The sequence below is a fragment of the [Zimmermannella] faecalis ATCC 13722 genome (genome assembly GCF_000381765.1).
GTDB lineage: Bacteria > Actinomycetota > Actinomycetes > Actinomycetales > Microbacteriaceae > Gulosibacter > Gulosibacter faecalis.
Window position 1 is genome coordinate 164,600 of the sequence record NZ_KB907074.1, and the last position, 24,160, is coordinate 188,759.

A 24,160-nucleotide genomic window follows, 5' to 3' on the forward strand; every position below is an offset into this window, starting at 1 on the left:
TCACACATGAAGACCACACGGAATATCCTTTGGGGACTCACCGTCTTCTACGCTGCGGTGTTCGTCTGGTACACCCTGTGGACCGCCGTGATCGAGCAGCACGCGGAATGGGTCGGTATCGTCGCGTTCCTCCTCATGGCGCTGTTCACGGCGTTCATCGCCTGGTACCTCGGCCTTGAGAACAAGCCGTTCGCGCGGAACCTCCTGCCCGAGGACCGCGAGGAGGCTGAGATCCACGAGGCCGACTACGAGCTCGGCACGTTCGCCCCGCACTCGATCTGGCCCGTTATCCTCGCGGCCGGCATCGGCGCGGTGTTCGCCTCGATCTGCTTCGGCTGGTGGCCGGTGTTCTGGTTCGCACCCGTCGCGCTCATCGGCCTGCTCGGGTGGATGTTCGAGTTCTACCGCGGCAAGTTCGCGCACTAAGCGCACCGCCCAACACCTTCGGCCCCCGGAACTTCGGTTCCGGGGGCCGTTCGGTTTCCTGTTGAATGTGAGCATGAACGCGCAGCGACACCTCGCCGAGCTCCGAATCACCGCACACCGACTCGCCGCGCCCACGGCGGCGACGCCGGCGGAGGCGGCCGCGCAGCTCGCAACTGCGCAAGGCCAGCACCTCGGCGGCGTGATGGCGTCGATCGCGCAGCGAACCCGTGGCGGCACCTACGCCGGAGTCGCCGAGGCCTTCGGGCGAGGCGAGCTGGTGCGCGGGTACCCGATGCGGGGTACGGTCTTCGCGGTCTCGGCCGATGACCTCGCGTGGCAGACCGCGCTCACGAGCGAACGACAGCTGCGGGCCGCCGAGAAGCGCCGCCGGGCGCACGGACTCGACGACCTCGTGGATCTCGCGGCCGACGTTGCCCGAGCGACCATCCACGCCGCTCAGTCGGAGGCTGCGTCCAAGGCAGCGCTCGCGGAGGCGTGGGGTCGTGCTGGGATTCCGACGGATGACGGGCGCACCTATCACCTCGTGTTCACCCTGATGGCTCGAGGAGACCTCGCGTACGGCCCCATCGACGCGGGGGAGCAGCTCGTCGTTGACGCCGAGACCTGGCTGCCCGAGTCCGGCACGCTCGAGGCGCGATTCAATGGCAGCGTCGACGACGCGTTGGCCAACTGGCTGCGGACGTATCTCGAGAGTCACGGCCCCGCCACCTTCCGCGACTTCGCGTGGTGGACGAAGCTGCCGCTCACGCAGATTCGCCGCGTGGCGGCCGCTGCGACCGCAGGCCTCGAGCAGTACGGGGACCTCGATGGGGAGCCGCTGTGGGGCCGCGTGGGCCTCGAGGATGAGCATCGAGAGCTCGGTACCGCGACGCTGCGACGGGGGAGACTTCTTGCGCCGTTCGACGAACTCGTGCTCGGCTACGCCGACCGCACGTTCATCATCAGGCCAGAGCATCATCCGCAGCTCGTTCCAGGAAACAACGGCGTCTTCAAGAACGGACTCCTGCGCGGAGGCGAGATTGTCGGCACCTGGTCGGCGAAGCGCCGCGCCGCGGGCGACGAACTCGTCGCGACGCCATTCGGCGCGGCGCTGTCGGCCACAGCGCTCCGTGAGTTCGAGCGGGGCTTTGCCGCGTATCCGCACCCCTCGTAAAACGACTTCGGGCCCGGGACACTGTCCCGGGCCCGAACTCATTCGGTGCGCTGCCAGCTAGTGCAGCTCGCCGTGGTGGTGCTTGCTCGCCTCGATCTCGGCCTTCGTGACCGGCTCGATGCGGTCGGCGAAGAACCAGCGCGAGAGCGTCGCGCGCAGCTTGCCCTGCTTCTTGCCGTTCTCGTCGACGTACGGCGTCGCCGGCACGAAGTTGTCGTACTGCATCGTGAACTGCTCGCCCTCGGTGAGCGGCACGTGCACTTCCTGGAATTCGCCGTGGGGGAGTCGGATAACGCGGCCCGACTCGTGCCCGTGCAGCGCGAGGTTGCGGTCGCCCTTCTGCAGGGCGATGCAGGCGCGGTGCACCACGAAGTACACGATGAACGTGCCGATGATGAGCCAGAACTGCAGGAAGTGGATGACGTGCTCCATCGCCATGTGGAAGTGCGTCGCGATGAGGTCGGACGACGCGGCCGCCCACATGGTGGCGTAGAAGCTGATCCACGCGGCGCCGAGCGCGGTGCGGAACGGCGCGTTGCGCGGGCGGTCAAGCAGGTGGTGCTCACGCTTGTCGCCAGTGATCCACGACTCAAGGAACGGGTAGACGAACAGCCCGATCACGAACAGCCCCATGAACAGGAACGGAACGAGGATCGCGAACGTCACGGTGTAGCTCGTGCCGATCGGAATCTCCCACCCTGGCGGAATGAGACGCAGCATGCCGTCACCGAAGCCGATGTACCAGTCAGGCTGGGTACCCGCCGAAACGGGGGAGGGGTCGTACGGGCCGTAGTTCCAGATCGGGTTGATCTGGAAGGTCGACGCGATGAGGAAGATCAGGCCGAGCGTGAGGAACATGAAGCCCACGGCCTTGCCCGCGAAGACGGGGAGCACGGGGTTACCAACCACGTTCTCCTCGACCTTGCCGGGGCCGGGCCACTGCGTGTGCTTGTTGATCACCATGAGCATGAGGTGCAGCGCGAGGAACACGATGAGCACCGCCGGGAGCAGCATGATGTGCAGCGAGTAGAGGCGGCCGACAATCGCGTCGCCCGGGAACTCGCCACCAAACAGCCAGAACGAGATCCAGGTGCCGAGCACCGGCACACCCTTGATCATGCCGTCGACGATGCGCAGACCGTTACCCGAGAGCAGGTCATCGGGAAGCGAGTAGCCCGAGAAGCCTTCGAGCATCGCGATGATCCAGAGCACGAGGCCGATCACCCAGTTGAGCTCGCGCGGCTTGCGGAAGGCGCCGGTGAAGTACACGCGGGCCATGTGCAGCATTATCGACGCGACAAACAGGAGCGCCGACCAGTGGTGCACCTGGCGCATGAGCAGACCGCCACGCACGTCAAACGAGATGTCGAGGGTAGAGGCCATTGCGGCCGACATCCCCATGCCCTGGAGTGGCACGTACGAGCCCTCGTACTCGACGTGCGCCATTGAGGGGTCGAAGAAGAACGTGAGGAACGTACCCGACAGGAGGATCGCGATGAAGCTGTACAGCGCGATCTCTCCGAGCATGAACGACCAGTGGTCGGGGAAGATCTTGCGACCGAACTCTTTGACTGCGCCCGAGACACTCGTGCGCTCATCGAACCAGACGGCGGCCTTCGCGACCGCGCCGCTCTCGGCGGCAGGGGCCTTAAACGTTGTAGTCATGGCGACGCTCCCAGAAGGTCGGTCCGACAGGTTCGTGGAAGTCACTCTGAGCGATCAGGTAACCCTCGCTGTCAACGGTGATGGGCAGCTGCGGCAGCGGACGGCCGGCGGGGCCGAAGATGACGCGGCAGTGGTCAGTCACATCGAACTGCGACTGGTGGCACGGGCAGAGCAGGTGGTGCGTCTGCTGCTCGTAGAGCGCGACGGGGCAGCCCACGTGCGTGCACACCTTCGAGTACGCGACGATGCCGTGGTACGACCAGTCCTTGCGGTCTTCGCGCTCCTTGAGGCTTTCCTCGGGCAGGCGCATGAGCAGCACAACGGCCTTCGCCTTCTCGTTGAGCATGCCGTGTTCGACCTCGAGGAGGCCGTCGGGGATGACGTGGAAGGCCGAGCCGATCGTCACGTCGGACGCCTTGATCGGCGTGCCGGTGGGGTCGCGCACGAGCCGCACGCCCGCATCCCACAGCGTCTCGTGCATGAGCTCGACGGGCTTCGGGTTGTTCGCGTTGTAGAAGTCGCGGAACATGACGATGCCGGGCAAGGGGAGCGCGAGCACCGCGGTGATGAGCGAGTTGCGCAGGAGCTTACGGCGCGTGAAGCCCGACTCCTCGTTCGCCTGCTGGAAGATCTCGGCGACGCGCTTGTTCGTTGCGGGGGAGCCGCCCGTCTTGTGGCGGGCCTCCGACATCTCCTCATCCTTCATAAGGTACTTCGACCACGCGACGGCGCCGAAGCCGAGCGCGAGCATGCCGCAGGCGATGCCGAGGCCGACGAACATGTTGTTCCAGCGAACGCTCGTGATGTCCTCACGGTCGATCGGCCAAATGAAGTAGGCGAGTACCGCGAAGATGCTGAACGCGAGTGACACCCAGAACAGCGCGGTGACCACGCGCTCCGCGTTCTTTTCCTTCTTCGGGTCGACGTCGGTCACCTTGTGGTGGTGATCGGGCAGCCCGGGATTCTCGAGCGGCTCTGCCGGCTCAACGAGCGTGCCAGAGTCGACCGCGCGGTCCGACGAATTGGCGGTGCGAAGCTCGCCGCCGTGTTCGTCTTCAGCCATGGTGATGCCTTTCTGGAGTGAGGAGAGTGGAAACTTAGGGAGACCTTGCGACTAGTTCGGTCGCGAGGTGATCCAGATGGCGAAGCCGACCGCCGCGCCCAGACCGAAGATCCAGATGAACAGACCCTCGGCAACCGGGCCGATCGAGCCGAGGTTGTAGCCGCCGACCATCGAGGTGTTGTCGGTCATCCACACGATCGACGTGATGATGTCCGCCTTGTCCTGCGGAGTGAGGTTCGTGTCGCTAAACACCGGCATGTTCTGCGGGCCGGTCACCATAGCCTCATAGATGTGCACGGGCTCGACGGTCTGCAGCTCGGGCGCGAACTTGCCCTCGGTGAGCGCGCCACCGCCGGCGGCGACGTTGTGGCACATCGCGCAGTTGATGCGGAAGAGCTCGGCGCCGTGCGCGGCATCACCGTCAGCCTGGAGGTACTCGTCGGCGGGGATCGCGGGGCCCGGAGCGAGCGAGGCAACGTAAGCCGCGAGCTGCGAGATTTCCTCATCGGTGAACTGCACAGGCTTCGCGGGCGCCTGCGGCGCGTTGTTCTGCATGGGCATGCGGCCCGTGCCGACCTGGAAGTCGACCGAGGCGGCGCCCACACCGATGAGGCTCGGGCCCTCCGACGTGCCGACGGCGTTCATGCCGTGGCAGGTTGCACAGTTCGCGTTGAACAGGGTCTCGCCCTCGCTGATGGTCTGGGCGCTGTTCATGTCGACTTCGGTTGTGCCGTCGGCCGCGTTCGCCACGAGGGTGTCGACGGCGCCGTACGCGCCGCCCGTCAGCATGAGGCCAACGCCGAGGAGGGCTGCCGTGGCGAGGGGGCTGCGACGGCCGCGCTTGCGTGACTTCTTGGCAGTCGACCGGTGCTGGGTAACAAGAGACATAGGGAAGTTGCTCCTCGGGTCGGCTACTGAATGAACGGCAGGATGTAGATGACGAAGAAGAGTCCCACCCAAACAACGTCAACAAAGTGCCAGTAGTACGAGATGGCCATGGCGCTCTGCATCTCGCGCTTGCCCATCTTGCGCACGGCGTAGAGGCGCACGATGACCACGAGGAAGGCGATGATGCCGCCCGTCACGTGGAGGCCGTGGAAGCCGGTCGCCATGAAGAACGCACTCGTGTACGCGTTGAGGTTGAGTACGTAGCCCTCGCTGACGAGCGTCGCGTACTCGAAGACCTGCCCGGCCACGAAGATCGAACCGAGGATCGCGCTGAGGAAGAACCACTCAACGGTCGCCCAGCGACCGTTGTTGTCCTTGCTGTTGCGACGGCCCGCCTCGGCGTGCGAGACGCCGATCTGGCACGTGAACGAGCTCGCGATGAGGATCACCGTGTTCCCGACCGAGAACGGGATGTTCAGGACCGAGTGGCCAGCGTCGAACTGCGCGGGCGCCATGGCCTGGAGGGTGAAGAAGATCGCGAAGAGGCCGGCGAAGAACATCACTTCGGAGCCGAGCCAGACGATGGTTCCGATCGCCACGGTGTTGGGACGATGGACCCGCGGAGCCGTTGGAGTGGGAGATGCAGAAGTCACGACTCCATTATGACCGATTTCTCAGGTTCGCAAAGTTGACAGGCGGGGCAAGAATTCTTTAGGGATTACTCTTTTTCGTATGACTTCTGCGCAAACGTGGCCCGAGATGCTCGATTCCCTGCTTCGCGGGGAGGACATGTCTGTACGCCAGGCAACTTGGGCGATGGAAGAGGTCATGTCGGGCAACGTTTCGGATGCGCGACTCGCGGCCTGGCTCATCGCGCTTCGGGCCAAGGGCGAGACGGTCGAAGAGGTGATCGGCTTCCGCGACGCCGTGCTCGCGAAGGCGGTGCCGACGAACCTGCCCGCCTGGGGCGTTGACATTGTCGGTACGGGTGGCGACATGGTCGGCACCGTCAACGTCTCGACGATGGCCTCATTCGTCATCGCCGCGACGGGCACCCCCGTGCTGAAGCACGGTGGCCGTGCGGCCTCGGCGAAGTCGGGTGCCTCTGACGTGCTCACGGCGCTGGGTGCCGTGCACTCGACTGACGCGGCGGCACTTGAACACATCTTTGCTGAGACAGGGCAGGCCTTCCTCTACGCATCCCTGTTCCACCCGGGGTTCGCCCACGCTGGAGGGGTTCGGAAGGATCTCGGCGTGCCCACCGTGTTCAACTCGCTCGGGCCGCTCAGTAATCCAACCCGCGCGGAGGCGTCCGCGGTCGGCGTCGCCCGGCGCGAGTCGATCCCGGTCATCGTCGGTGTGTTTCGCACGCGAGGTGCCGCGGCCCTCGTGTTCCGCGGCGACGACGGGCTCGATGAGCTCACCGTTACCGGCTACTCGCACATCTGGGAGATCTCGGGCGGTGACGTCGCCGAGCACGACATTCACCCGCGCGACGTCGGCCTCGGCACGTACGACCTCGAGGACCTGCTCGGCGGCACGCCCGAGCTCAACGCGCAGATCGCGCGCGAGACGCTTCGCGGCGAACGCACGGGTGCTGTGCGCGACATCGTGCTGCTCAACGCGGCTGCGGGCCTTGTCTCGTGGGACCTCGCGAAGCAGCCCGACTCGATCGAGCGGCCCATTCGCGACCGCCTCGGCGAGAAGATCGCGGTCGCGGCGGAGGCCATCGACTCCGGCCGGGCGATCGAGCAGCTCGACAAATTCGTGGCGGCATCCCAGAAGTTCAACACCGAAGCCCCAGTACGGTAGTGACCGTTCACATCCATCCGTGCATCACTGCGAGGAGCAATCATGTCTGACCAGATCAGCCGCAACGTCACCCTGAACAACGAGACGGGCCTGCACGCGCGCCCGGCATCGGAGTTCGTGAAGGAAGCGTCGAAGCACGACGCGAAGGTGACGGTGAACGGCGTCGACGCGAAGAGCCTGCTCGGTATCATGGCGATGGGTGCCTCGAAGGGCACCGAGCTGCAGCTCGTCGCGGAGGGCCCCGAGGCCGAGGCTGCACTCAACGGGCTCGTCGGGCTCGTTGAGTCGAACTTCGGCGAATAGCCGATGGCACGAGGCGCCCCAGCGACTCGCCCCGAGGCCAACGCCGACGAGGGCCCGCGGGTGTACGCCATGTCGATCCGGGGCGCGGTGCGTCCCACCGCGATCGGTGTTGGGGTCACCACGTTTGTCGCCTGGGGCGTCTCGTTTTTCCTGTTTACCTACTTCACCGATGCGGGTCGAACGTCGCTCGAGGCAAGTGGTTTCCCCGCACGGTTTGGCGGTTGGATCGCACTGAGCGCGCTCATCGCAGCCGGGCACTCGCTTGGCTATGTCGTGCTGCGGTCGCTCGTGCCGGGGACGAAGGCGTTTTCGGAGCGACGGGTCGCGCGGCTCGCGTTCGGCGACTCGGTCGCGACTATGGCGGGCGGATACGCCCTGGGCTTCATTCCACTCACGCTCTTCCCCGACCCCATCGTCATGCTCGGATGGGGCGTCGTGGTAGGGCTGCTGTTCAGCTTCGTCGCGATCAATCCGGGCTACGTTGCGCGGTTCCGGCGTGCGGTCGAGAACGGAGAGGTGGTGCGCGACCAACTCGCGTGATGGTCGGGGCTGGTGGATGCTCGGGAAATACTGCAAGGTGAGTGCAGTAATGTGTGCCTGAGCACGCATCGTGCGCGAACGAAGGAGTTGGCCCATGCCCGAGGCATTCATCATCGATGGCGTCCGCACCCCCGTTGGTCGCTACGGCGGCGCACTTGCGACGGTCCGCCCCGACGACCTCGCGGCGCTCGTGATCGGCGAGGTGGTGCGGCGCAGCGGCATCGATGCTGGCACCGTTGACGAGGTCGTCTTCGGCAACGCGAACGGTGCGGGTGAGGAGAACCGCAACGTCGCGCGTATGGCGTGGCTGCTCGCGGGCCTGCCGCAGGAGGTCCCCGGCTTCACCGTGAACCGGCTGTGCGCCTCCGGCATGACCGCGATCGTTTCGGCCTCGCAGATGATCCGCTCGGGCGACGCCGATCTCGTCGTCGTCGGTGGGGCGGAGTCGATGACGCGCGCGCCCTGGGTGGTCGAGAAGCCCGCCGGGGCATGGTCGAAGCCGGGGCAGTCGTACGACACCTCGATCGGCTGGCGGTTCCCGAACCCGCGCTTCGTCGACGGTGACCTCGCGCGCGAAGGCAAGATGACGTACTCGATGCCCGAGACAGGCGAAGAGGTCGCCGAAGTCTTTGGCGTCACCCGCGAGGAGGCCGACGCGTTCGCCGTGCGATCCCACGACAACGCACTTGCCGCAATCGCGGGCGGGCGCTTCGCAAACGAAATCGTGCCCGTCGAGGTTGCCGACCGCAAGGGCAACGTCAAGGTCGTCGACACCGACGAGGGCCCGCGGCCGGGCACGACGATGGAGGTGCTCGCCAAGCTGCGACCCGTCGTCAAGCCCGGCGGGGTGGTGACCGCCGGCAACGCGTCGAGCCTCAACGACGGCGCCTCGGCGCTCGTCATTGCGTCGGAGGCGGCGGTTGAAAAGTTCGGGCTCACGCCGCGCGCGCGCATCGCCGGCGCCGGCACCGCCGGCGTCGCGCCCGAAATCATGGGTATCGGCCCCGAACCTGCGAGCCGCAAGGCGCTCGACCGCGCGGGGTGGACGCTCGATTCCGTCGGCGCCATCGAACTCAACGAGGCGTTCGCGACGCAGTCCATCGCGACGCTGCGTGGCCTCGGGGCCGACCCCGAGACCGTCAACCGCAACGGCGGGGCAATCGCCCTCGGGCATCCGCTCGGCTCGTCAGGCGCGCGAATCTCGATCACGCTGCTCAACCGCATGGAGCAGGAAGGCGTCGATCGCGGACTTGCGACCATGTGTGTCGGCGTCGGCCAGGGCGCCGCCCTGCTGCTGGAACGCCCATAACGAACTCGTACGCCCTCGCAGAATGGACCAGTACCGGATGAACCTCCAGGACCTCAGGACACAGGCCGAGTCGTTCGAGCGACTACGCGTCACGGTTGCCGACGACCGTGTGACGGCGATCCTCGACCACGCGCCGACGCGCAATGCAATCGATCAGCGGATGGTCGACGAATTCCACGTCGTGTGTGGCGCGCTCGAGCGTGCGCCGCGCATCCTCATCATCACCGGCGCGAACGGGATCTTCGCCTCGGGCGCCGACATCGCCCAACTGCGCGAGCGGCGCCGTGACGACGCCCTGGCCGGCATCAACTCGACCGTGTTTGATCGCATCGCGCGCCTGCCAATGCCGGTCATCGCCGCGATCGAGGGATACGCGCTCGGCGGTGGGGCCGAACTCGCCTATGCGGCCGACTTCCGCCTCGCGACCCCGAACGTGAAACTCGGCAATCCAGAGACAGCGCTCGGCATCATGGCTGCGGCCGGCGCGACCTGGCGGCTTCGCGAGCTCGTGGGGGAGCCCCTCGCGAAAGAGATGCTGCTCGCGGGGCGCCAGCTCGACGCCGAGGCGGCACTCGCCTGCCATCTCATCACCGAGGTACATGAGGCCGATGCGCTGCTCGACGCGGCGCACGCGCTCGCCGACCGCATCGCGAAGCAGGATGCCCTCGCGGTGCGCCTCACGAAGTCGGTCTTCCACATGCCGCGCGAGGCGCATCCGCTCGTCGACACGCTCGCGCAGGGCATGCTCTTCGAATCCGATGAAAAGTTCGCGCGCATGCAGGGATTCCTCGACCGCGCGGCGGCAAAGCGGGCGGCGCGCGCCGAGGCTGCCACCACCAGCACGACCACGAATGAGCAGGAGCCGACGGCATGACCGAACTGACACTCCCGACCCGCGTCGCGGTGATCGGCGGCGGACGCATGGGCGCCGGCATCGCGCACGCATTTCTCATGGGCGGTGCCGACGTCGTCGTGCTCGAACGAGACGACGAGTCGGCGGCCGGGGCGCGCGAGCGCGCACTCGCGAGCGTCGCGAAGTCGATCGAGCGAGGTGCCGATGCCGATGCTGCCGAGGCGGCCGGTCGGCTGCACGTCGTCACCGACCACGCGGCGCTCAGCGATCGCGAGCTCTGCATCGAGGCGGTGTTCGAGGACCTCAACGTCAAGGTGGAGGCGCTCCAGCGGGCAGAATCGCAGCTTCCAGATTCGGCAACCCTCGCGTCGAACACGTCGTCGATCTCGCTCGCGACGCTCGCGGCGCGACTCGAGCGGCCCGGCCGATTCCTGGGCCTCCACTTCTTCAACCCCGTGCCGGCCTCGACGCTCATCGAGGTGGTCATCGCCCCCGACACCGAGGCAGGTTTGCAAGCGGCCGCACCGGACTGGGTGCGCGCGCTCGGAAAAACGCCCGTGGTCGTGCAGGACTCGCCGGGATTCGCGTCGTCGCGCCTCGGCGTCGCGATCGCGCTCGAGGCGACCCGGATGGTCGAGGAGGGGGTCGCGAGCGCCGCCGACATCGACGCCGCGATGGAACTCGGCTACCGGCACCCGCAGGGCCCGCTCCGCACGACCGACATCGTCGGGCTCGATGTGCGGCTCGGTATCGCGGAGTATCTCGCCGAGCACCTCGGCGATCGGTTCGCCCCGCCACAGCTGCTGCGCGACAAGGTCGCGCGCGGCGAGCTCGGCCGCAAGAGCGGCAAGGGATTCTACGACTGGAACTGAGCGCACGCCCGAACGCGGCGGCGACGAAAGGCAGCAACGATGACTTCGACGGCAACTGAGCAGGAGACCCAGCCGGGATTCGTGCCGAGCTACGTGCTCGGTGACTGGTGGTCGCCCGAACCTGGCGCCGCGGCGCAGGTCGTGCGCGACGCCTCGACGGGCGAGGAGATCGCGCGCGTCTCGACCGACGGGCTCGATCTCGCCGCGGTCGTCGACTATGCGCGCACGACCGGGCGGGTGACGCTGGGGGAGCTCACGATTCACCAGCGCGCGATGCGGCTCAAGCAGCTCGCCCTCTACCTCACCGAGCGAAAGCCGCAGCTCTACGACGTCTCGTACCGCAGCGGGGCGACGAAGGTCGACAACCTCATCGATGTCGATGGTGGGATCGGCGTGCTGTTCACGCTGAGCTCGAAGGCACGTCGCGAACTCCCGAACGCGAACGTCGTGATCGACGGTGCCCTCGAGCCGCTCTCTGCCGACGGCTCGTTCGTCGGCGAGCACATCTACGCCCGCATGCCAGGTGTGACGGCGGAAATCAACGCGTTCAACTTTCCCGTGTGGGGCATGCTCGAGAAGTTCGCCCCGGCATTCATCGCGGGTATCCCGTCGATCGTGAAGCCGGCGACACCGACCGGGTACATCACCGAGGCGTGCGTGCGCCTCATGGTCGAATCCGGTCTCCTCCCGGCCGGGTCGCTGCAGCTCATCTCTGGTTCGGCTCGCGACCTGCTCGACCACCTCGACTATCGCGACTCGGTCGCGTTCACGGGGTCGAAGGCGACGGCCGATCGGCTGCGTCAGCACCCGAACGTGGCGGAGGGCGGCGTGCACTTCAACGCCGAGGCCGACTCGCTCAATGCCGCGATTCTTGGCCCCGACGCCGAGGTTGACTCGCCCGAGTTCGAGGCATTCGTGCGCAGTGTCGTGACCGAGGTGCAGGCGAAGGCCGGGCAGAAGTGCACCGCGATTCGCCGGGTCATCGTGCCAAACGCGCTCGTCGAGCCCGTCATCGACGCGATCGCTCGTCGGCTCGACGAGAAGGTTCACGTGGGGGATCCTCGCGCCGAGGGCACGACGATGGGCGCCCTCGCGTCGCTCGAGCAGCTCGCCGACGTGCGCAGCGCCGTCGATCGGCTCATCGCCGGCGGGGGTGAGGTCGTCTACGGCTCGAATGAGCGCGAGCCCGACAGTGCTTCGGCATTCATGTCGCCCGTCGTGCTGAAGTGGGACAACAACCGGGCGGAGGCACTGCACGCGACGGAGGCGTTTGGTCCCGTCACTTCGGTCACGGGCTACGATACCCTCCCGGAGGCAATCGACCTCGCCGCGCTCGGCGCCGGGTCACTCGTTGCGACGATCGCGACGAACGACCCAGACGTTGCGCGCGAGCTCACGACCGGAATCTCCGGACACCACGGTCGCGTGCACCTGCTCAACCGTCAGACCGCGAAGACCTCGACGGGGCACGGCTCGCCTATGCCGCACCTCGTGCACGGTGGCCCCGGGCGGGCGGGCGGCGGCGAGGAGCTCGGCGGCGTGCGGTCAATCTTCCACTACATGCAGCGCAGCGCGCTCCAGGGATCACCCGATCTCCTCACGGAGGTCACCGGACAGTGGCACCCCGGTGCGGCGCAGCGTCGCGTGGGGGCGCCCGCCTACGGTGGCACCCCCGAGGGGGAGGCGCTTCCCGACGGCGCGACGGCCGTGCATCCCTTCCGCAAGTCGGTCGAAACCCTGAAGCTTGGCGACGCATTCGTGTCAGAGCTGCGGCAGGCGACACTGCAGGAGATCACCGACTTCGCGAACACGACGGGCGACATCTTCTACGCCCACACCAACCCCAAGGCGGCCGAAGCGAACCCCTTCTTCCCGGGCATCGTCGCGCACGGGTACCTGCTCATCAGCTGGGCCGCGGGCCTCTTTGTCGCGCCCGGGCGCAGCGCCGTGTACGCGAACTACGGCATGGAGCGGCTGCGGTTCCTCACCCCGGTCGGCGTCGACGATGAGGTACGCGTGGAGCTCACCGCGAAGCGCATCACGCCCCGCGAGACCGAGGACTACGCCGAGGTGGTGTGGGATGCCGTGCTGCGGAACCAGCGCGACGAGGTCGTTGCGACCTACGACGTGCTCACGCTCGTCGCGAAGCGCGAGGAGCAGGCGCTCGGTGGCTAGTTAGCGGCTAGCTAGTCGCGGGCCTTGAGGCCTTGAAACACGAGGCGAATGACGAGGTCACTCAGCGAATCCGGATCGAGCGGCCCCTCCGGTCGGTACCACTCGACGACCGAGTTGATCATGCCGAAGATGAGGCGCGTGGCGGCGCGGGTTTCGACCGCGCCGTCGAAGTGCTGCTCGTTCGCGACCTCCTCCATGAGCTTCGCGACACTGCGGTCGAAGTTTCGGCGCCGCTCCATGGCCCGACGCTCGAGCGCGGTGTTGCCGCGCAGGCGCAGAAGGAGGGTGACCTCGTCGAGGTCGCGTGTGAGCACCTCGATCGTCTCGCGCATGACGTGTTCGAGCCGGGCCATCGCCTCGCCCGTGCGTGCGCCCGGATCCACGAGCACCGCCTCAAGCGACGTCAGCGCGTGGTCGAGCGCCGCGGCGAGGAGCTCTTCCTTGCTGCGGACGTGGTGGTAAATCGCCGACTTTGAGACGCCGAGCTGGTCGGCGATCATGCCAATTGTGGTCGCCTCGTAGCCGTGCTCGTTGAAGAGTCGAACCGCTGCCGTGATGACGTCATGGCGGTCGTTACCGGGGCGGCCGCGACGTGGCGCGTCGGTCTTGGTGCTGGCGGGAATACTCATGGCTGAGCGCAATGCTAGGCGCGGATGCGAAATGTCCCTCCCATCCGCGCCCCGGCATTGTGTGCTAGCGGCTAACTGGATGCCGGCTGGAGGTGCGCCGGCAGGTCGGAGGTCGGCACCTCGCGGTAGTCGAAGAGGCGTTTCGCCTTGCCCTCGGAGCGTTGGCACGTGTTCGGTTCGGTGACTCGCACCCGAACCGACGAGCCAATGCGGATCTTGATGTCGTCGCGAAGCAGCTCGGCGCAGCGCCCGGCCTCCTCGACGGTCGCCTCGGGGCGGCGCTCGATGACGATCGTGAGCTCGTCCATGCGGTTCGGTCGGGTGAGCTCGAGGTGGTAGTAGGGGGCGAGTGACGGCTGCGCGAGCGCGAGCTCCTCGATCTGCGAGGGGAACATGTTGACGCCGCGCAGAATAATCATGTCGTCAGTGCGCGAGGCGATCTTCTTGATGCGCCGCATATTCGGCCTCGCGTCGCCGGGCAGCAGCTGAGTGAGGTCTTTCGTGCGATACCGAATGATCGGCATCGCCTCCTTCGTGAGTGAGGTGAAGACCAGTTCGCCGGTCTCGCCGTCGGCGAGGACCTTCGAGTGGTCGTCGGGGTCGATGATCTCGGGGAGGAACATGTCTTCCCACACGGTCGACCCATCCTGGTGCTCGACTGACTCGCCCGCGACGCCCGGCCCGAGCAGCTCCGAGAGGCCGTAGATGTCAACGGCCTTGAGGTCGAAGCCCTGCTCGATCTCGTGCCGCATCTGCTCGCTCCAGGGCTCGGCGCCGAGCACCGCGATCTCGAGCGAGGTCGCTCGGGGGTCCACGCCGGCCCGGTGCATCGCGTCGAGGATCGTGAGCAGGTATGACGGCGTGCACATGATGATGCGCGGTCGGAAGTCCTGAATCAGCTGAATCTGCCGTGCCGTCTGGCCGCCCGACATCGGGATCACGACGAGGCCGGCACGTTCGGCGCCGGCGTGGGCGCCGAGGCCGCCGGTGAACAGGCCGTAGCCGTACGCGTTGTGCACGAGGTCACCCTTGCGGGCTCCCGCGAGCCGAAGCACGCGGGCGACGGCGATCGCCCAGCGATCGAGGTCACCCTCGGTGTAGCCGACGACCGTGGGGCGGCCGGTTGTGCCCGACGAGGCGTGCACGCGGCGAACCTGATCCATCGGCACCGCAAACGCGCCGAAGGGGTAGTTCTGTCGTAGGTCTTCCTTCGTTGTGAAGGGAAACTTTGCGAGGTCGGCGAGTTCGCGCAGGTCGTCGGGGCTAACGCCCGCCTCGTCGAACTTCTTGCGGTACATGTGCACGTTCTCGTAGGCGTGTCGAACGGTCCACTGCAGTCGCTCGAGCTGCAGTGCTTCGAGCTCCTCGCGGGTCATCTGCTCGGCGGGGTCGAGAACATCAAGGTCAAATGGCTGGTTCACGGTTTCTGCCTTTGTGGTCAAACTGATGGTTCCGAGTGCGCCGGGCGCTACTCGGGTTTGCGAATCGTGCGGCTGCGGCCGCGGAAGAGCGCGATGCGCCGGGGCTCGGGTTCGCCGGGCGACTGCGCGAGGATCTCGATGTCGCAGATGCCGCTGCGGCCCGAGTGCACCATCTCAGCGTGCGCGACGAGGGTGTCGCCCGCTTTCGCCTGTCGGAGGAAGTTGATGTCGACTCCCTGCGCGACGGTGATGGTGCCGTCGTCTTCCGGTGGATTGCACGCAATGGCGAAGGCCGAGTCGGCGAACGCGAACACCATGCCGCCGTGCGCGATCCCGAATCCGTTGAGCATTTCGCGGCGCAGTTCCATCTGCACCGTGACGCGGCCCGGTTCGTAGTCGAGCACGCGCAGTCCCATCCATTCGCTTGCGTAGTCGTCCTTGAGGATGCGATGGTTCGCTGCGGTGGCGGGCGTCGTTGCCTCGGTCATGTTTCACCCCTTCGTGAATTCCTGAACAGTCTTACAGAAAGTTTTCTCCTTCGCTGGGTGTCGGCGGCTTGACCTTTCGGGAACACCACATAAACTGAACGCACGTTCTGTAATTGCTGGCTGCAGTGCCGCGCCTGCAGCGGGCGAGCCAGTCGAAGGAGACGAACCGTGACGAACAACGTGACCGAACTTCCCGGTCGAGACGACTACGACCTCGAGCGGGCCCAGGCCTACTTCGACCGACTCATCGCCGACGACTCGCGTGTCGAGCCGGCCGACTGGATGCCCGACGCATACCGCAAGACGCTGACCCGCCAGATGGCGCAGCACGCGCACTCCGAGATCATCGGCATGCAGCCCGAGGCGAACTGGATCACGCGGGCGCCCTCGCTCAAGCGCAAGGCGATTCTCACCGCGAAGGTGCAGGACGAGGCGGGCCACGGGCTGTACCTCTACTCGGCCGCCGAGACGCTCGGTACGCCGCGCGACGTGATGACCGAGCAGCTCATTTCGGGCAAGGCGAAGTACTCGTCAATCTTCAACTACCCGGCCCGTTACTGGGCCGACATGGGCGCGATCGGCTGGCTCGTTGACGGCGCGGCGATCTGCAACCAGGTGCCCCTGTGCCGCTGCTCGTATGGTCCCTACGGCCGCGCGATGGTGCGCATCTGCAAGGAGGAATCGTTCCACCAACGACAGGGTTGGGAGATCCTCTACTCGCTCTCGCACGGCACGCCCGCGCAGAAGCAGATGGCGCAGGACGCGGTCGACCGGCTCTACGCGCCGGCACTGCAGATGTTCGGCCCGCCCGACGACCAGTCGCCGAACTCGCAGCAGTCGATGGACTGGAACATCAAGCGCTTCTCGAACGATGAGCTGCGCCAGCGCTTCGTCGACATGATCGTGCCGCAGGCTGAGGCGCTCGGGCTCACGCTGCCCGACCCCGACCTCAAGTGGAACGAGGAACGCGGGCACTACGACTTCGGCGAACTCGACTGGGACGAATTCTTCGCCGTCATCAAGGGCCACGGCCCCGCGAACGCACAGCGCCTCGAACGCCGCCGTGAGGCGCACGAACAGGGCGCCTGGGTGCGCGAGGCGGCCGCCGCCTACGCCGTGAAACAGGCGGAACGGGCCAGCCGCGTCGCGTAGTCGAGCCGCGACCACCCTCATCCGCTCGCTGAAGCTGAACTCGATGGAGAGCCGAACATGACCGAACACCGAGACACCGTGACCCCCGCGGGCCGCAACGAATGGCCGCTTTGGGAGGTCTTCGTACGCTCGTCGCGCGGCCTGAGCCACGTGCACGCCGGCTCGCTGCACGCGCCCGACGAACACATGGCGCTGCGCAACGCGCGCGACCTCTATACGCGCCGCAACGAGGGCGTCTCGCTCTGGGTCGTGCGCAGCACCGACATCACCGCGAGCGACCCCGACCACAAGGACTCCTACTTCGAGTCGGCGCAGGGCAAGAACTTTCGCCACGCGACCTACTACACGAAGTCGGAGGGGGTGAAGCACCTGTGAGCGGATCCGGATTCGACTCGGCGACCCTCATTTCGGCGGGATACGCGCTGACGAGTGAAGAGCTTCTGCAGCGCGACGTCAAGGCGAGCGAAGACGTCGCCCAGTACGCCCTACGGCTCGGCGACGACGCGCTCATCCTCGCGCAGCGCAACCTCTGGTGGGTCGCCCGCGCACCCGAGCTCGAAGAAGACATCGCCCTGAGCAATATCGCGCTCGACCTGCTCGGGCACGCGCGCGTGCTGCTCACCTACGCGGGCACCGCGTGGGGCAAGAGCGAAGACGATCTCGCCTATTTCCGTGACGAGGACGAGTTTCGTAGCGTGCACCTCGTTGAGCTCGAGAGCCAGGATTTCGGGCGCACGATCGCGCGTCAGCTCGTCGTGGCGAACTACGGGTTCGAGCTTTACTCGCGCCTCGCGAACTCGAGCGACGAGGTGCTTGCCGCGATCGCGCAAAAGGCGTCGAAGGAGTACGACTACCACGTCGACCACGCCGAGCAGTGGGCGCTTCGCCTCGGCATCGGGACGGAGGAGGCGAACCGACGGCTCCAGGCGGGCCTCGACCACATCGCGCCATATATCGAGGAGCTCTTCGAAGACGAGCCGCTCCACGACCGCCTCGAGGGCGTCGCCGTGCGCCCATCCGAGCTCCGCGAACCTGTGCTCGGCCGCGTCACGTCGATCCTCGAGGAAGCGGGCGTCACCCTGCCCGACGTCCCCGCCGCGGTGACGGGCGGTCGACGCGGCGAGCACCGCGAGGCGATGGGCTACCTGCTCGCCGAGATGCAGGTGCTCGCGCGCAAACACCCCGGCGCGAGCTGGTAGGCCACCATGACGACCCAACTGCATCCGCACACCTCGACGCGGCCCGCTGACCCGGCGGCCGCTCGCGTGTGGGACATCGCGGCGACCGTGAACGACCCCGAGATTCCGGTGCTCTCGATCGCCGACCTCGGAATCCTCCGCGACGTGGTTGTCGGCTCCGACGGCACGGCCCAGGTCATCATCACGCCCACGTACTCGGGCTGCCCCGCGATGGGCACCATCAAGCAGGATCTTGAGCTCGCGCTCGCGGCCGAGGGAATCGAGCGTGCAGAGGTCGTGCTCGTGCTCGCCCCAGCGTGGAGCACGGACTGGATCACCGATGAGGGCCGACAGAAGCTCGAGGAGTACGGCATTGCGCCACCGACGGGCAACGCCGCGGTCGGCGCGCAGCGCGGCCCGACGCGCCTCTCGCTGCAGGTGCGGTGCCCCCGGTGCGGATCGATCGAGACCAACGAACTCAGCCGCTTTGGCTCCACCTCGTGCAAGGCGCTCTACCAGTGCGCCCGGTGCAAGGAGCCGTTCGATTACTTCAAGGTGCACTAGTGACTGCCGAACCACGTAACGACTCGACCACGACGCCGACGAAGCGACGGGCGAAGTTCCACCCGCTCGAGGTTTCGGAGGTCCGCGGGCTCACCGACAGCGCCGTCGAGGTGAGCTTCGCGATTCCGGAGGACCTCGCCGACGAATACGACTACGTCGCCGGGCAGTACGTCGCCCTGCGCGCCGATATCGGTGGCACCGAGGTACGGCGCAGCTACTCGATCTGTGAGGCCCCGCAGAAGGGCGTGATCAAGGTCGGCATTAAGAAGGACCTCGGGGGCGTCTTCTCGACGTGGGCCAATGAGGAGCTCAAAGCGGGCGACACCCTCGAAGTGATGAGCCCGCAGGGTGCGTTTATCTCGCAGCATCGGCTCACCGGCATGAACGATGCCGAGGCGGTCTCCGACGCCGCGTTCGCGAAGGGCGACACGCATTTCGTCGCGGCGGCCGCGGGCTCCGGCATCACCCCGATCCTCGCGATTGCGAAATCGCTGCTGGCGCATCCCGGCACCAGCATGGACCTCATTTACGCGAACCGCGCCGCGAGCGAAGTGATGTTTCTCGAGGAACTCGCCGATCTCAAGGATCGCTACCCTTCGAGGCTCGCGGTGCACCACGTGCTCTCGCGCGAACAGCGGCAGGCGCCCGTGTACTCGGGTCGAATCGATGCCGAGCGGCTCGAACTCATCTTCGCGAACCTCATCGATGTCGAACAGGTTGATGAGTGGTTTCTCTGCGGCCCGTTCGAGCTCGTGCAGTTGCTCCGAGACGAGCTCGACAAGCGCGACGTCGACCCCGAACGCGTGCGCTTCGAACTGTTCTCGACGGGGCAGCCGGCCGAGGGGGCACAGGGGAATGCCGGCCGGCCCGTCGAGGTCGACCCACAGGGCGAGAACTTCGAGATCAGCTTCCAGCTCGATGGTCTCACCGGCGACGTAAAGTCGCCGAAGTCGGCGCGCGAAACCGTGCTCAACGCGGCGCTACGGGTGCGGGCGGACGTGCCGTTCGCGTGCGCCGGCGGGGTGTGCGGAACGTGCCGCGCGAAGGTGACCTGCGGCACGGTCGACATGGCTGAGAACTACGCGCTCGAGGCCGACGACGTCGCGAACGGCTACGTGCTTACCTGCCAGTCGCGGCCCACGAGCGACCGCGTCACGATCGACTTCGACGCCTAGGAGGCGACATGATCGAATCGAATCTCGAGGGGCGCGTCGTCGAGCTCGTGCTCGCGGCCCCGGAGCGCCTCAACGCCGTGGGCGCCGACGACCTGGATGCGCTCGCGACGGCGGTCGCGCAGGCACAGTCGCGCTTCGACGCGGGAGAGATCGGCGCGCTGCTGCTGCGCGGGGATGGGCGCGCCTTCTGCTCGGGCCGGGACATCTCCGGCGTGGATCCGGCCGAGGACGACGTGCTCGGTTACCTCGAGGGGAGTCTCGGCGAGACGATGCGGCGGCTCGCTGAATTCCCCGGGCCGACATTTGCGGCGGTGCAGGGTGCCTGCCTCGGCGTTGGGCTCGGCCTCGCGCTCGCGTGCGACGTCGTGTACGTCGCCGAACACGCGAAGCTCGGCTCGCCCTTTGCGAACCTTGGAGCGACGCTCGACTCGGGCGGCCACTGGCTGTTCGCCGAGCGACTCGGCCCGCATCGCACCCTCGACCTCATCTACACGGCCGAGCTCATGAGCGGTCGAGAGGCGGTCGAGCAGGGGCTCTTCAGCCGTTGGGTGGCCGACGACGAGCTCCTCACCTTTACCCGTGAGCGCGCGCAGCGCGCCGCGTCGGGCGCCAGCCGCGCGTTCGCGGCGTCAAAGCAGCTCGTGCGGCAGATTCGCGACGAACGGATCGGCCTGTGGGAGTCGATCGCCGCCGAGAACCTGGCGCAGGCCGACCTCTGCTCGACCGAGGACTACCGCGAGGGCTTCGCAGCTTTCCAGCAGAAGCGACGCCCGAACTTCACTGGCCAGTAGGCTCACCGAACGCCCGGCCGACGAACGCCACCGTCGCGTCGAGCTGCGTACCCGAGGCGTCGCGGCGCGTGACGGGCTCGGGGAGCTGCCGGATCGCCCCGTCCTTCGCGTTCGCGTGCGCGGGGGCCGGCCCCACCCAGCCGATCGCGAGTGCTGATTCGCCGCGCACGAAGCGCTGCGCGCGCACACCGCCGGTTGCGCGGCCCTTCGCCGGGTACTCGCTGAGCGGCGTCACCTTGGCCGACCCCTCAACGTCGGCGAACAGCGCCTCGTCGCTCGGCGGCTCGGCGATCGTCACGACGACGGCCCCGTCGAGCTCGCGCTGCGGCACGACGGAGAATCCGATGACGTGCGCGCCGTCGGCAACGCGGATACCGGCCATGCCGCCGGCGCCGGTGCCCTGCGGTCGTACGTTCGACGCGGAGTAGCGCAGCAGCTGCGCATCCGAGGTCACGAACACGAGCTCGTCGTCGTCGGCGGCTCGGGCCGCGCCCACGACCTCGTCGTCGCCCTTCAGCGCGATTGCGGAGAGCTCATGCTGCTTGCCCCAGTCGGCGGGGTTGACCCGCTTCACGACGCCGCCGCGCGTGCCGAGCGCGAGCGGCGTCTCGACGCTGAGCGGTACGAGCCCGACGATTCGCTCGGCCTTGTCGGCGATCCCGAAGTAGTCGCGGGCGACCACGCCCGCGGTGAGCAACACCGAGGTTGGGGGAGTCGAGGGGAGCGACACCGCCGTCATGCGGTAGACGATGCCCCGGTTCGTGACCGCGCCGATGTCGCTCAGCGTCGTGGTCGAGATCTCGGCCATGATCGCGTCGTGCTTCGTGCGGCGCTTCGGGCGCACGAGCGAGTCGCCTTCGGCCACGCCGACGCGGAGAATGCGACCGCTCGACGAAAGGATGACGCGCGTGGGTTCGTCGCGCTGCTGCAGCGACACCTCGCCCGACTTCGCGCTGCGCTTCGCGACCTGGATCTCGGTGTCGTCGGCGATGAGCACCGTTCGGCGCGGGGTTGCGAACTCTTCTGACGTCTCGCCGAGCTCGTCACTCACGCGCTCGCGCAGCAACTGCTCGTCGGCGAGCAGCGCCTCGAGCTCCGCGATTCGGCGACGCAGGTCGTCGGCCTCGGTCTCGAGCTCGATGCGCGAGAACTTCGTGAGCCGCCGCAGGCGCAGCTCGAGGATGTACTCCGCCTGGCGCTCCGAAAGATCGAACACGAGCATCAGGCGACCGCGAGCCGCGTCGGCGTCGTCAGAGGTGCGGATGATCTCGATGACTTCATCAATATCGACGAGGGCGATGAGCAGGCCGTCGACGAGGTGAAGGCGATCGCGGTGCTTGCCGAGGCGGAACTCGCTGCGCCGACGCACCGCGGTGATGCGGTGGGTGAGGTACACCTCGAGCATCTCGCTCAGCCCGAGTGTCTTCGGCGCTGAGTCGACGATCGCAACGTTGTTGATGTGGAACGACTCCTGCAGCGGCGTGTGCCGGTAGAGCTGCTCGAGCACGGCCTCGGGCGCGAACCCGGTCTTCAGCTCGATGACGAGCTTGAGACCCGACTTGCGGTCGGTGAGGTCAGTGACCTGTGAGATGCCGGCAAGCTTTTTCGCCTGCACGCCCTGCTTGATCTTCTCGATGACCTTCTCTGGGCCGACGAGGTAGGGGAGCTCGGTGACGACGATGCCGAGCCGACGGGCCGTGACGTGCTCGATCGACGCGGTCGCCCGCATCGTGAACGAGCCGCGCCCGTTCGCATAGGCGTCGCGCACGCCGTCGAGGCCGACGATCCGCGCCCCGCCCGGCAGATCGGGCCCGGGCACGTGCTCCATGAGCTCGTCGAGTGTGGCCTCGGGATGCGCGAGCAGGTGCCGCGCGGCCGAAATCACCTCGCCGAGGTTGTGGGGTGCCATGTTCGTCGCCATGCCGACGGCGATGCCCGAGGCACCGTTGACGAGCAGGTTCGGCCAGGCCGAGGGGAGCACCTCGGGCTGCTGCAGCGAGTTGTCGTAGTTCGGCACGAAGTCGACGACGTCTTCGTCGAGCGAGGCGGTGAGCGCGAGCGCGGCCGCGGTCAGGCGCGCCTCGGTGTAGCGGGGCGCGGCGGGGCCGTCGTCGAGCGAACCGAAGTTGCCGTGCCCGTCGACGAGGGGTACCCGCTGCACGAACGGCTGCGCGAGTCGCACGAGCGCGTCGTAAATCGCGGTGTCGCCGTGCGGGTGGAGCTTGCCCATGACGTCGCCGACGACGCGGGCCGACTTCACGTGACCCCGGTCGGGCCGCAGGCCCATCTCGGTCATCTGGTAGAGGATGCGGCGCTGCACCGGCTTTAGGCCGTCACGGGCGTCGGGCAGGGCGCGCGAGTAGATCACCGAGTACGCGTATTCGAGGTATGACCCCTGCATCTCGCTAGAGACGTCGACATCCTCAATGCGTTCGCGATCCGCACCTGCTGCCATTGACTGCATCCACCTGCCTTGTGCGCACGTGAGGCGGCGTCCCGCTGACACGTGCGTCTGTGAAAAGATACTCAGATGCCGCTTACATTAGGGGAAAGCGCGGCCGATCAGCCGCTCCTGGCCGACGTGTTGCCCGATTGCCTCGGCGCGATGGGCATCACTGACAGTCGTTCGACCGGTCGACTCGGGCTGCCCGAGGTGCGTGGCGTGGTCGTGGTGCTCGTCGATGGGCTCGGGGCGCTGCAGCTGCGAGCTCGCGCCAAGCACGCGCCGACGCTCACGCGGGCGTGGAACGGCGCGACGGCTCGCAGCTTCCCGTCGACGACCGTTGCGGGCATCACGTCGCTCACGACGGCATCGCCCGCCGGGATGCACGGCATGGTCGCGTACTCCGTGTGGGACCGGCAGGAGCGCCTCTACCTCAACCAGCTGTCGGGGTGGGGCGAGCTCATGCCGCCCGATAGCTGGCAGCTGTGCGACACGGTCTTCGAGACCGTCCGCGGCGCGCAACCCGTCGTCGTGTCGGTCGACGCGTATCGCGAGTCGGGGCTCACGCTCGCGAGCCTACGGGGTGCCGAGTATCGCGCGGCCGAGACGATGCTCGCTCGCAGTGAGGTCGCCGCTGCGGCTGCGGACCAGCTCGCGAATCCGCTGATTTACCTGTATCACGCCGAGCTCGACCAGGTTGGGCACGCGCAGGGGTGGGAGTCGGACGCCTGGACCGCGAGGCTCGAGGAGCTCGATGCGTCGATCGACCGGCTGCTCGAGCTCCTGCCCGACGACATCGGCGTGCTGCTGCTTGCCGATCACGGAATGCTCGACATCGCGCCCGAGCGACAGGTCGATCTCGACGACGCGCTCTCGAGCGACGTCGTTGCGGTCGCCGGCGAGCCGCGGCTCCGACACATCTATCTCGACGATTCCGCGACCGATCTCGACCGCGAGGTGCTCGCGGGGCGACTCCGGCGGGCGGAGGGTTCGCGGGCGGAGGTGCACACCCGCGACGAGGCGATCGCGCTCGGCTGGTACGGGCGCGAGGTTGACCCCGAGGCCGCCGACCGCATCGGCGACGTTATCGTCGCCGCGACCGGCGATGTGTCGTACTACGTGCGGGCGATGCCCGCGAGCATGCGCCAAATGATTGGTCAGCACGGCTCGATCACGCTCGAAGAGACCACCGTGCCGCTCGTGCGGCTCGGGGCGTTCGCCGAGCGCGGTTAGTCGTCA

The 24,160-nt window shown here is 67.3% G+C and carries 24 protein-coding genes; 16 read left to right on the plus strand and 8 right to left on the minus strand.

All coding sequences use genetic code 11. The features are described from left to right. Positions 1 to 6: 6 nt before the first annotated feature. Together ctaF and G328_RS0100740 are read left to right on the plus strand one after the other, a co-directional pair. Complete coding sequence (gene ctaF, locus G328_RS0100735) at positions 7 to 426, plus strand: aa3-type cytochrome oxidase subunit IV (protein ID WP_019617427.1); 420 nt, start codon at positions 7 to 9, stop codon at positions 424 to 426. Positions 427 to 499: 73 nt separating this feature from the next. After that, positions 500 to 1,600 carry a winged helix DNA-binding domain-containing protein gene (locus G328_RS0100740; RefSeq protein ID WP_019617428.1) on the plus strand — a complete coding sequence of 367 codons (1,101 nt, stop codon included), beginning with the start codon at positions 500 to 502 and terminating at the stop codon, positions 1,598 to 1,600. Positions 1,601 to 1,657: 57 nt separating this feature from the next. On the opposite strand, the gene qcrB is transcribed toward G328_RS0100740, so the two are convergent. From qcrB to ctaE, 4 genes are read right to left on the minus strand one after another with little or no spacing between them, the layout of a single operon-like run. After that, positions 1,658 to 3,265 (minus strand): cytochrome bc1 complex cytochrome b subunit, encoded by a 1,608-nt coding sequence (qcrB, locus tag G328_RS0100745; protein ID WP_019617429.1) that lies wholly within the window; start codon positions 3,263 to 3,265, stop codon positions 1,658 to 1,660. Next, complete coding sequence (gene qcrA, locus G328_RS0100750; protein ID WP_019617430.1) at positions 3,249 to 4,328, minus strand: cytochrome bc1 complex Rieske iron-sulfur subunit; 1,080 nt, start codon at positions 4,326 to 4,328, stop codon at positions 3,249 to 3,251. The genes qcrB and qcrA overlap by 17 nt, the downstream gene beginning before the upstream one ends. Before the next feature lie 51 nt (positions 4,329 to 4,379). Continuing rightward, positions 4,380 to 5,216: a cytochrome bc1 complex diheme cytochrome c subunit gene (qcrC, locus tag G328_RS0100755; RefSeq protein WP_019617431.1), complete on the minus strand. Its 837-nt coding sequence runs from the start codon at positions 5,214 to 5,216 to the stop codon at positions 4,380 to 4,382. A 23-nt stretch (positions 5,217 to 5,239) separates the two neighbouring features. Then, positions 5,240 to 5,869, minus strand: coding sequence for an aa3-type cytochrome oxidase subunit III (ctaE, locus tag G328_RS0100760; protein ID WP_026339545.1), 630 nt, complete (start codon positions 5,867 to 5,869; stop codon positions 5,240 to 5,242). 79 nt (positions 5,870 to 5,948) lie between these two features. Here ctaE and trpD point away from each other — a divergent pair, with 79 nt between their 5' ends. The 7 genes from trpD (at position 5,949) to paaZ (ending at position 13,080) form a co-directional block, all read left to right on the plus strand. Beyond that, the gene (gene trpD / locus G328_RS0100765) at positions 5,949 to 7,028 is read left to right on the plus strand and encodes an anthranilate phosphoribosyltransferase (protein WP_026339546.1); all 1,080 of its coding nucleotides are present in this window, start codon (positions 5,949 to 5,951) and stop codon (positions 7,026 to 7,028) included. A 42-nt stretch (positions 7,029 to 7,070) separates the two neighbouring features. Next, positions 7,071 to 7,331, plus strand: a complete 261-nt coding sequence (locus tag G328_RS0100770; RefSeq protein ID WP_019617434.1) for an HPr family phosphocarrier protein — start codon at positions 7,071 to 7,073, stop codon at positions 7,329 to 7,331. A 3-nt stretch (positions 7,332 to 7,334) separates the two neighbouring features. Continuing rightward, a complete protein-coding gene (locus G328_RS0100775) occupies positions 7,335 to 7,871 on the plus strand; it encodes a hypothetical protein (RefSeq protein ID WP_154651490.1) in 537 nt (178 codons plus the stop codon). 94 nt (positions 7,872 to 7,965) lie between these two features. After that, positions 7,966 to 9,180: a thiolase family protein gene (locus G328_RS0100780; protein WP_019617436.1), complete on the plus strand. Its 1,215-nt coding sequence runs from the start codon at positions 7,966 to 7,968 to the stop codon at positions 9,178 to 9,180. 37 nt (positions 9,181 to 9,217) lie between these two features. Next, on the plus strand, positions 9,218 to 10,054 hold the full coding sequence (locus G328_RS0100785) for an enoyl-CoA hydratase/isomerase family protein (RefSeq protein WP_026339549.1): 837 nt from the start codon (positions 9,218 to 9,220) through the stop codon (positions 10,052 to 10,054). Next, positions 10,051 to 10,905: a 3-hydroxyacyl-CoA dehydrogenase family protein gene (locus G328_RS0100790; RefSeq protein ID WP_019617438.1), complete on the plus strand. Its 855-nt coding sequence runs from the start codon at positions 10,051 to 10,053 to the stop codon at positions 10,903 to 10,905. The genes G328_RS0100785 and G328_RS0100790 overlap by 4 nt, the downstream gene beginning before the upstream one ends. A gap of 39 nt (positions 10,906 to 10,944) precedes the next feature. Continuing rightward, positions 10,945 to 13,080 carry a phenylacetic acid degradation bifunctional protein PaaZ gene (gene paaZ, locus G328_RS0100795; protein WP_019617439.1) on the plus strand — a complete coding sequence of 712 codons (2,136 nt, stop codon included), beginning with the start codon at positions 10,945 to 10,947 and terminating at the stop codon, positions 13,078 to 13,080. 11 nt (positions 13,081 to 13,091) lie between these two features. Here the strand turns inward: paaZ and G328_RS0100800 are convergent, their stop codons facing one another. From G328_RS0100800 to G328_RS0100810, 3 genes are all read right to left on the minus strand, one after another. After that, the gene (locus G328_RS0100800; protein ID WP_019617440.1) at positions 13,092 to 13,709 is read right to left on the minus strand and encodes a TetR/AcrR family transcriptional regulator; all 618 of its coding nucleotides are present in this window, start codon (positions 13,707 to 13,709) and stop codon (positions 13,092 to 13,094) included. A 71-nt stretch (positions 13,710 to 13,780) separates the two neighbouring features. Further along, complete coding sequence (gene paaK / locus G328_RS0100805) at positions 13,781 to 15,085, minus strand: phenylacetate--CoA ligase PaaK (RefSeq protein WP_083919516.1); 1,305 nt, start codon at positions 15,083 to 15,085, stop codon at positions 13,781 to 13,783. Between the two features lie 92 nt (positions 15,086 to 15,177). Beyond that, entirely contained in the window at positions 15,178 to 15,618 is a 441-nt protein-coding gene (locus G328_RS0100810; RefSeq protein WP_019617442.1) for a hotdog fold thioesterase, read from the minus strand. Positions 15,619 to 15,786: 168 nt separating this feature from the next. On the opposite strand from G328_RS0100810, the gene paaA reads away from it, so the two are divergent. The 6 genes from paaA to G328_RS0100840 are packed head-to-tail and all read left to right on the plus strand — an operon-like array spanning position 15,787 to position 20,478. Further along, positions 15,787 to 16,770, plus strand: a complete 984-nt coding sequence (gene paaA, locus G328_RS0100815) for a 1,2-phenylacetyl-CoA epoxidase subunit PaaA (RefSeq protein ID WP_019617443.1) — start codon at positions 15,787 to 15,789, stop codon at positions 16,768 to 16,770. A gap of 57 nt (positions 16,771 to 16,827) precedes the next feature. After that, complete coding sequence (gene paaB, locus G328_RS0100820) at positions 16,828 to 17,145, plus strand: 1,2-phenylacetyl-CoA epoxidase subunit PaaB (RefSeq protein ID WP_019617444.1); 318 nt, start codon at positions 16,828 to 16,830, stop codon at positions 17,143 to 17,145. Continuing rightward, positions 17,142 to 17,969: a 1,2-phenylacetyl-CoA epoxidase subunit PaaC gene (paaC, locus tag G328_RS0100825; RefSeq protein WP_019617445.1), complete on the plus strand. Its 828-nt coding sequence runs from the start codon at positions 17,142 to 17,144 to the stop codon at positions 17,967 to 17,969. The genes paaB and paaC overlap by 4 nt, the downstream gene beginning before the upstream one ends. A 6-nt stretch (positions 17,970 to 17,975) precedes the next feature. Further along, a complete protein-coding gene (gene paaD / locus G328_RS0100830; RefSeq protein WP_019617446.1) occupies positions 17,976 to 18,512 on the plus strand; it encodes a 1,2-phenylacetyl-CoA epoxidase subunit PaaD in 537 nt (178 codons plus the stop codon). Then, the gene (gene paaE, locus G328_RS0100835) at positions 18,512 to 19,687 is read left to right on the plus strand and encodes a 1,2-phenylacetyl-CoA epoxidase subunit PaaE (protein ID WP_019617447.1); all 1,176 of its coding nucleotides are present in this window, start codon (positions 18,512 to 18,514) and stop codon (positions 19,685 to 19,687) included. Before paaD ends, paaE begins: the two co-directional genes overlap by 1 nt. An 8-nt stretch (positions 19,688 to 19,695) precedes the next feature. Then, on the plus strand, positions 19,696 to 20,478 hold the full coding sequence (locus G328_RS0100840) for an enoyl-CoA hydratase/isomerase family protein (protein WP_019617448.1): 783 nt from the start codon (positions 19,696 to 19,698) through the stop codon (positions 20,476 to 20,478). On the opposite strand, the gene G328_RS0100845 is transcribed toward G328_RS0100840, so the two are convergent. Continuing rightward, the gene (locus G328_RS0100845) at positions 20,465 to 22,933 is read right to left on the minus strand and encodes a DNA gyrase/topoisomerase IV subunit A (RefSeq protein ID WP_019617449.1); all 2,469 of its coding nucleotides are present in this window, start codon (positions 22,931 to 22,933) and stop codon (positions 20,465 to 20,467) included. The two genes, G328_RS0100840 and G328_RS0100845, sit on opposite strands and share 14 nt — an antisense overlap. 150 nt (positions 22,934 to 23,083) lie before the next feature. On the opposite strand from G328_RS0100845, the gene G328_RS0100850 reads away from it, so the two are divergent. Continuing rightward, positions 23,084 to 24,154, plus strand: a complete 1,071-nt coding sequence (locus G328_RS0100850) for an alkaline phosphatase family protein (protein WP_019617450.1) — start codon at positions 23,084 to 23,086, stop codon at positions 24,152 to 24,154. Positions 24,155 to 24,160: the final 6 nt, after the last annotated feature.

Excerpts from the sequence above, each read along its gene's own strand:
- G328_RS0100780 (WP_019617436.1), top strand. The coding sequence starts at position 7,966 with ATGCCCGAGGCATTCATCATCGATGGCGTCCGCACCCCCGTTGGTCGC.
- G328_RS0100740 (WP_019617428.1), top strand. The coding sequence starts at position 500 with ATGAACGCGCAGCGACACCTCGCCGAGCTCCGAATCACCGCACACCGA.
- G328_RS0100840 (WP_019617448.1), top strand. The coding sequence starts at position 19,696 with ATGATCGAATCGAATCTCGAGGGGCGCGTCGTCGAGCTCGTGCTCGCG.
- paaK (WP_083919516.1), bottom strand. The coding sequence starts at position 15,085 with ATGACCCGCGAGGAGCTCGAAGCACTGCAGCTCGAGCGACTGCAGTGG.
- paaZ (WP_019617439.1), top strand. The coding sequence starts at position 10,945 with ATGACTTCGACGGCAACTGAGCAGGAGACCCAGCCGGGATTCGTGCCG.
- G328_RS0100790 (WP_019617438.1), top strand. The coding sequence starts at position 10,051 with ATGACCGAACTGACACTCCCGACCCGCGTCGCGGTGATCGGCGGCGGA.
- G328_RS0100850 (WP_019617450.1), top strand. The coding sequence starts at position 23,084 with ATGGGCATCACTGACAGTCGTTCGACCGGTCGACTCGGGCTGCCCGAG.
- G328_RS0100785 (WP_026339549.1), top strand. The coding sequence starts at position 9,218 with ATGAACCTCCAGGACCTCAGGACACAGGCCGAGTCGTTCGAGCGACTA.
- G328_RS0100810 (WP_019617442.1), bottom strand. The coding sequence starts at position 15,618 with ATGACCGAGGCAACGACGCCCGCCACCGCAGCGAACCATCGCATCCTC.
- trpD (WP_026339546.1), top strand. The coding sequence starts at position 5,949 with ATGACTTCTGCGCAAACGTGGCCCGAGATGCTCGATTCCCTGCTTCGC.
- qcrB (WP_019617429.1), bottom strand. The coding sequence starts at position 3,265 with ATGACTACAACGTTTAAGGCCCCTGCCGCCGAGAGCGGCGCGGTCGCG.
- qcrA (WP_019617430.1), bottom strand. The coding sequence starts at position 4,328 with ATGGCTGAAGACGAACACGGCGGCGAGCTTCGCACCGCCAATTCGTCG.
- G328_RS0100800 (WP_019617440.1), bottom strand. The coding sequence starts at position 13,709 with ATGAGTATTCCCGCCAGCACCAAGACCGACGCGCCACGTCGCGGCCGC.
- G328_RS0100770 (WP_019617434.1), top strand. The coding sequence starts at position 7,071 with ATGTCTGACCAGATCAGCCGCAACGTCACCCTGAACAACGAGACGGGC.
- G328_RS0100845 (WP_019617449.1), bottom strand. The coding sequence starts at position 22,933 with ATGGCAGCAGGTGCGGATCGCGAACGCATTGAGGATGTCGACGTCTCT.
- paaB (WP_019617444.1), top strand. The coding sequence starts at position 16,828 with ATGACCGAACACCGAGACACCGTGACCCCCGCGGGCCGCAACGAATGG.
- ctaF (WP_019617427.1), top strand. The coding sequence starts at position 7 with ATGAAGACCACACGGAATATCCTTTGGGGACTCACCGTCTTCTACGCT.
- qcrC (WP_019617431.1), bottom strand. The coding sequence starts at position 5,216 with ATGTCTCTTGTTACCCAGCACCGGTCGACTGCCAAGAAGTCACGCAAG.
- paaD (WP_019617446.1), top strand. The coding sequence starts at position 17,976 with ATGACGACCCAACTGCATCCGCACACCTCGACGCGGCCCGCTGACCCG.
- G328_RS0100775 (WP_154651490.1), top strand. The coding sequence starts at position 7,335 with ATGGCACGAGGCGCCCCAGCGACTCGCCCCGAGGCCAACGCCGACGAG.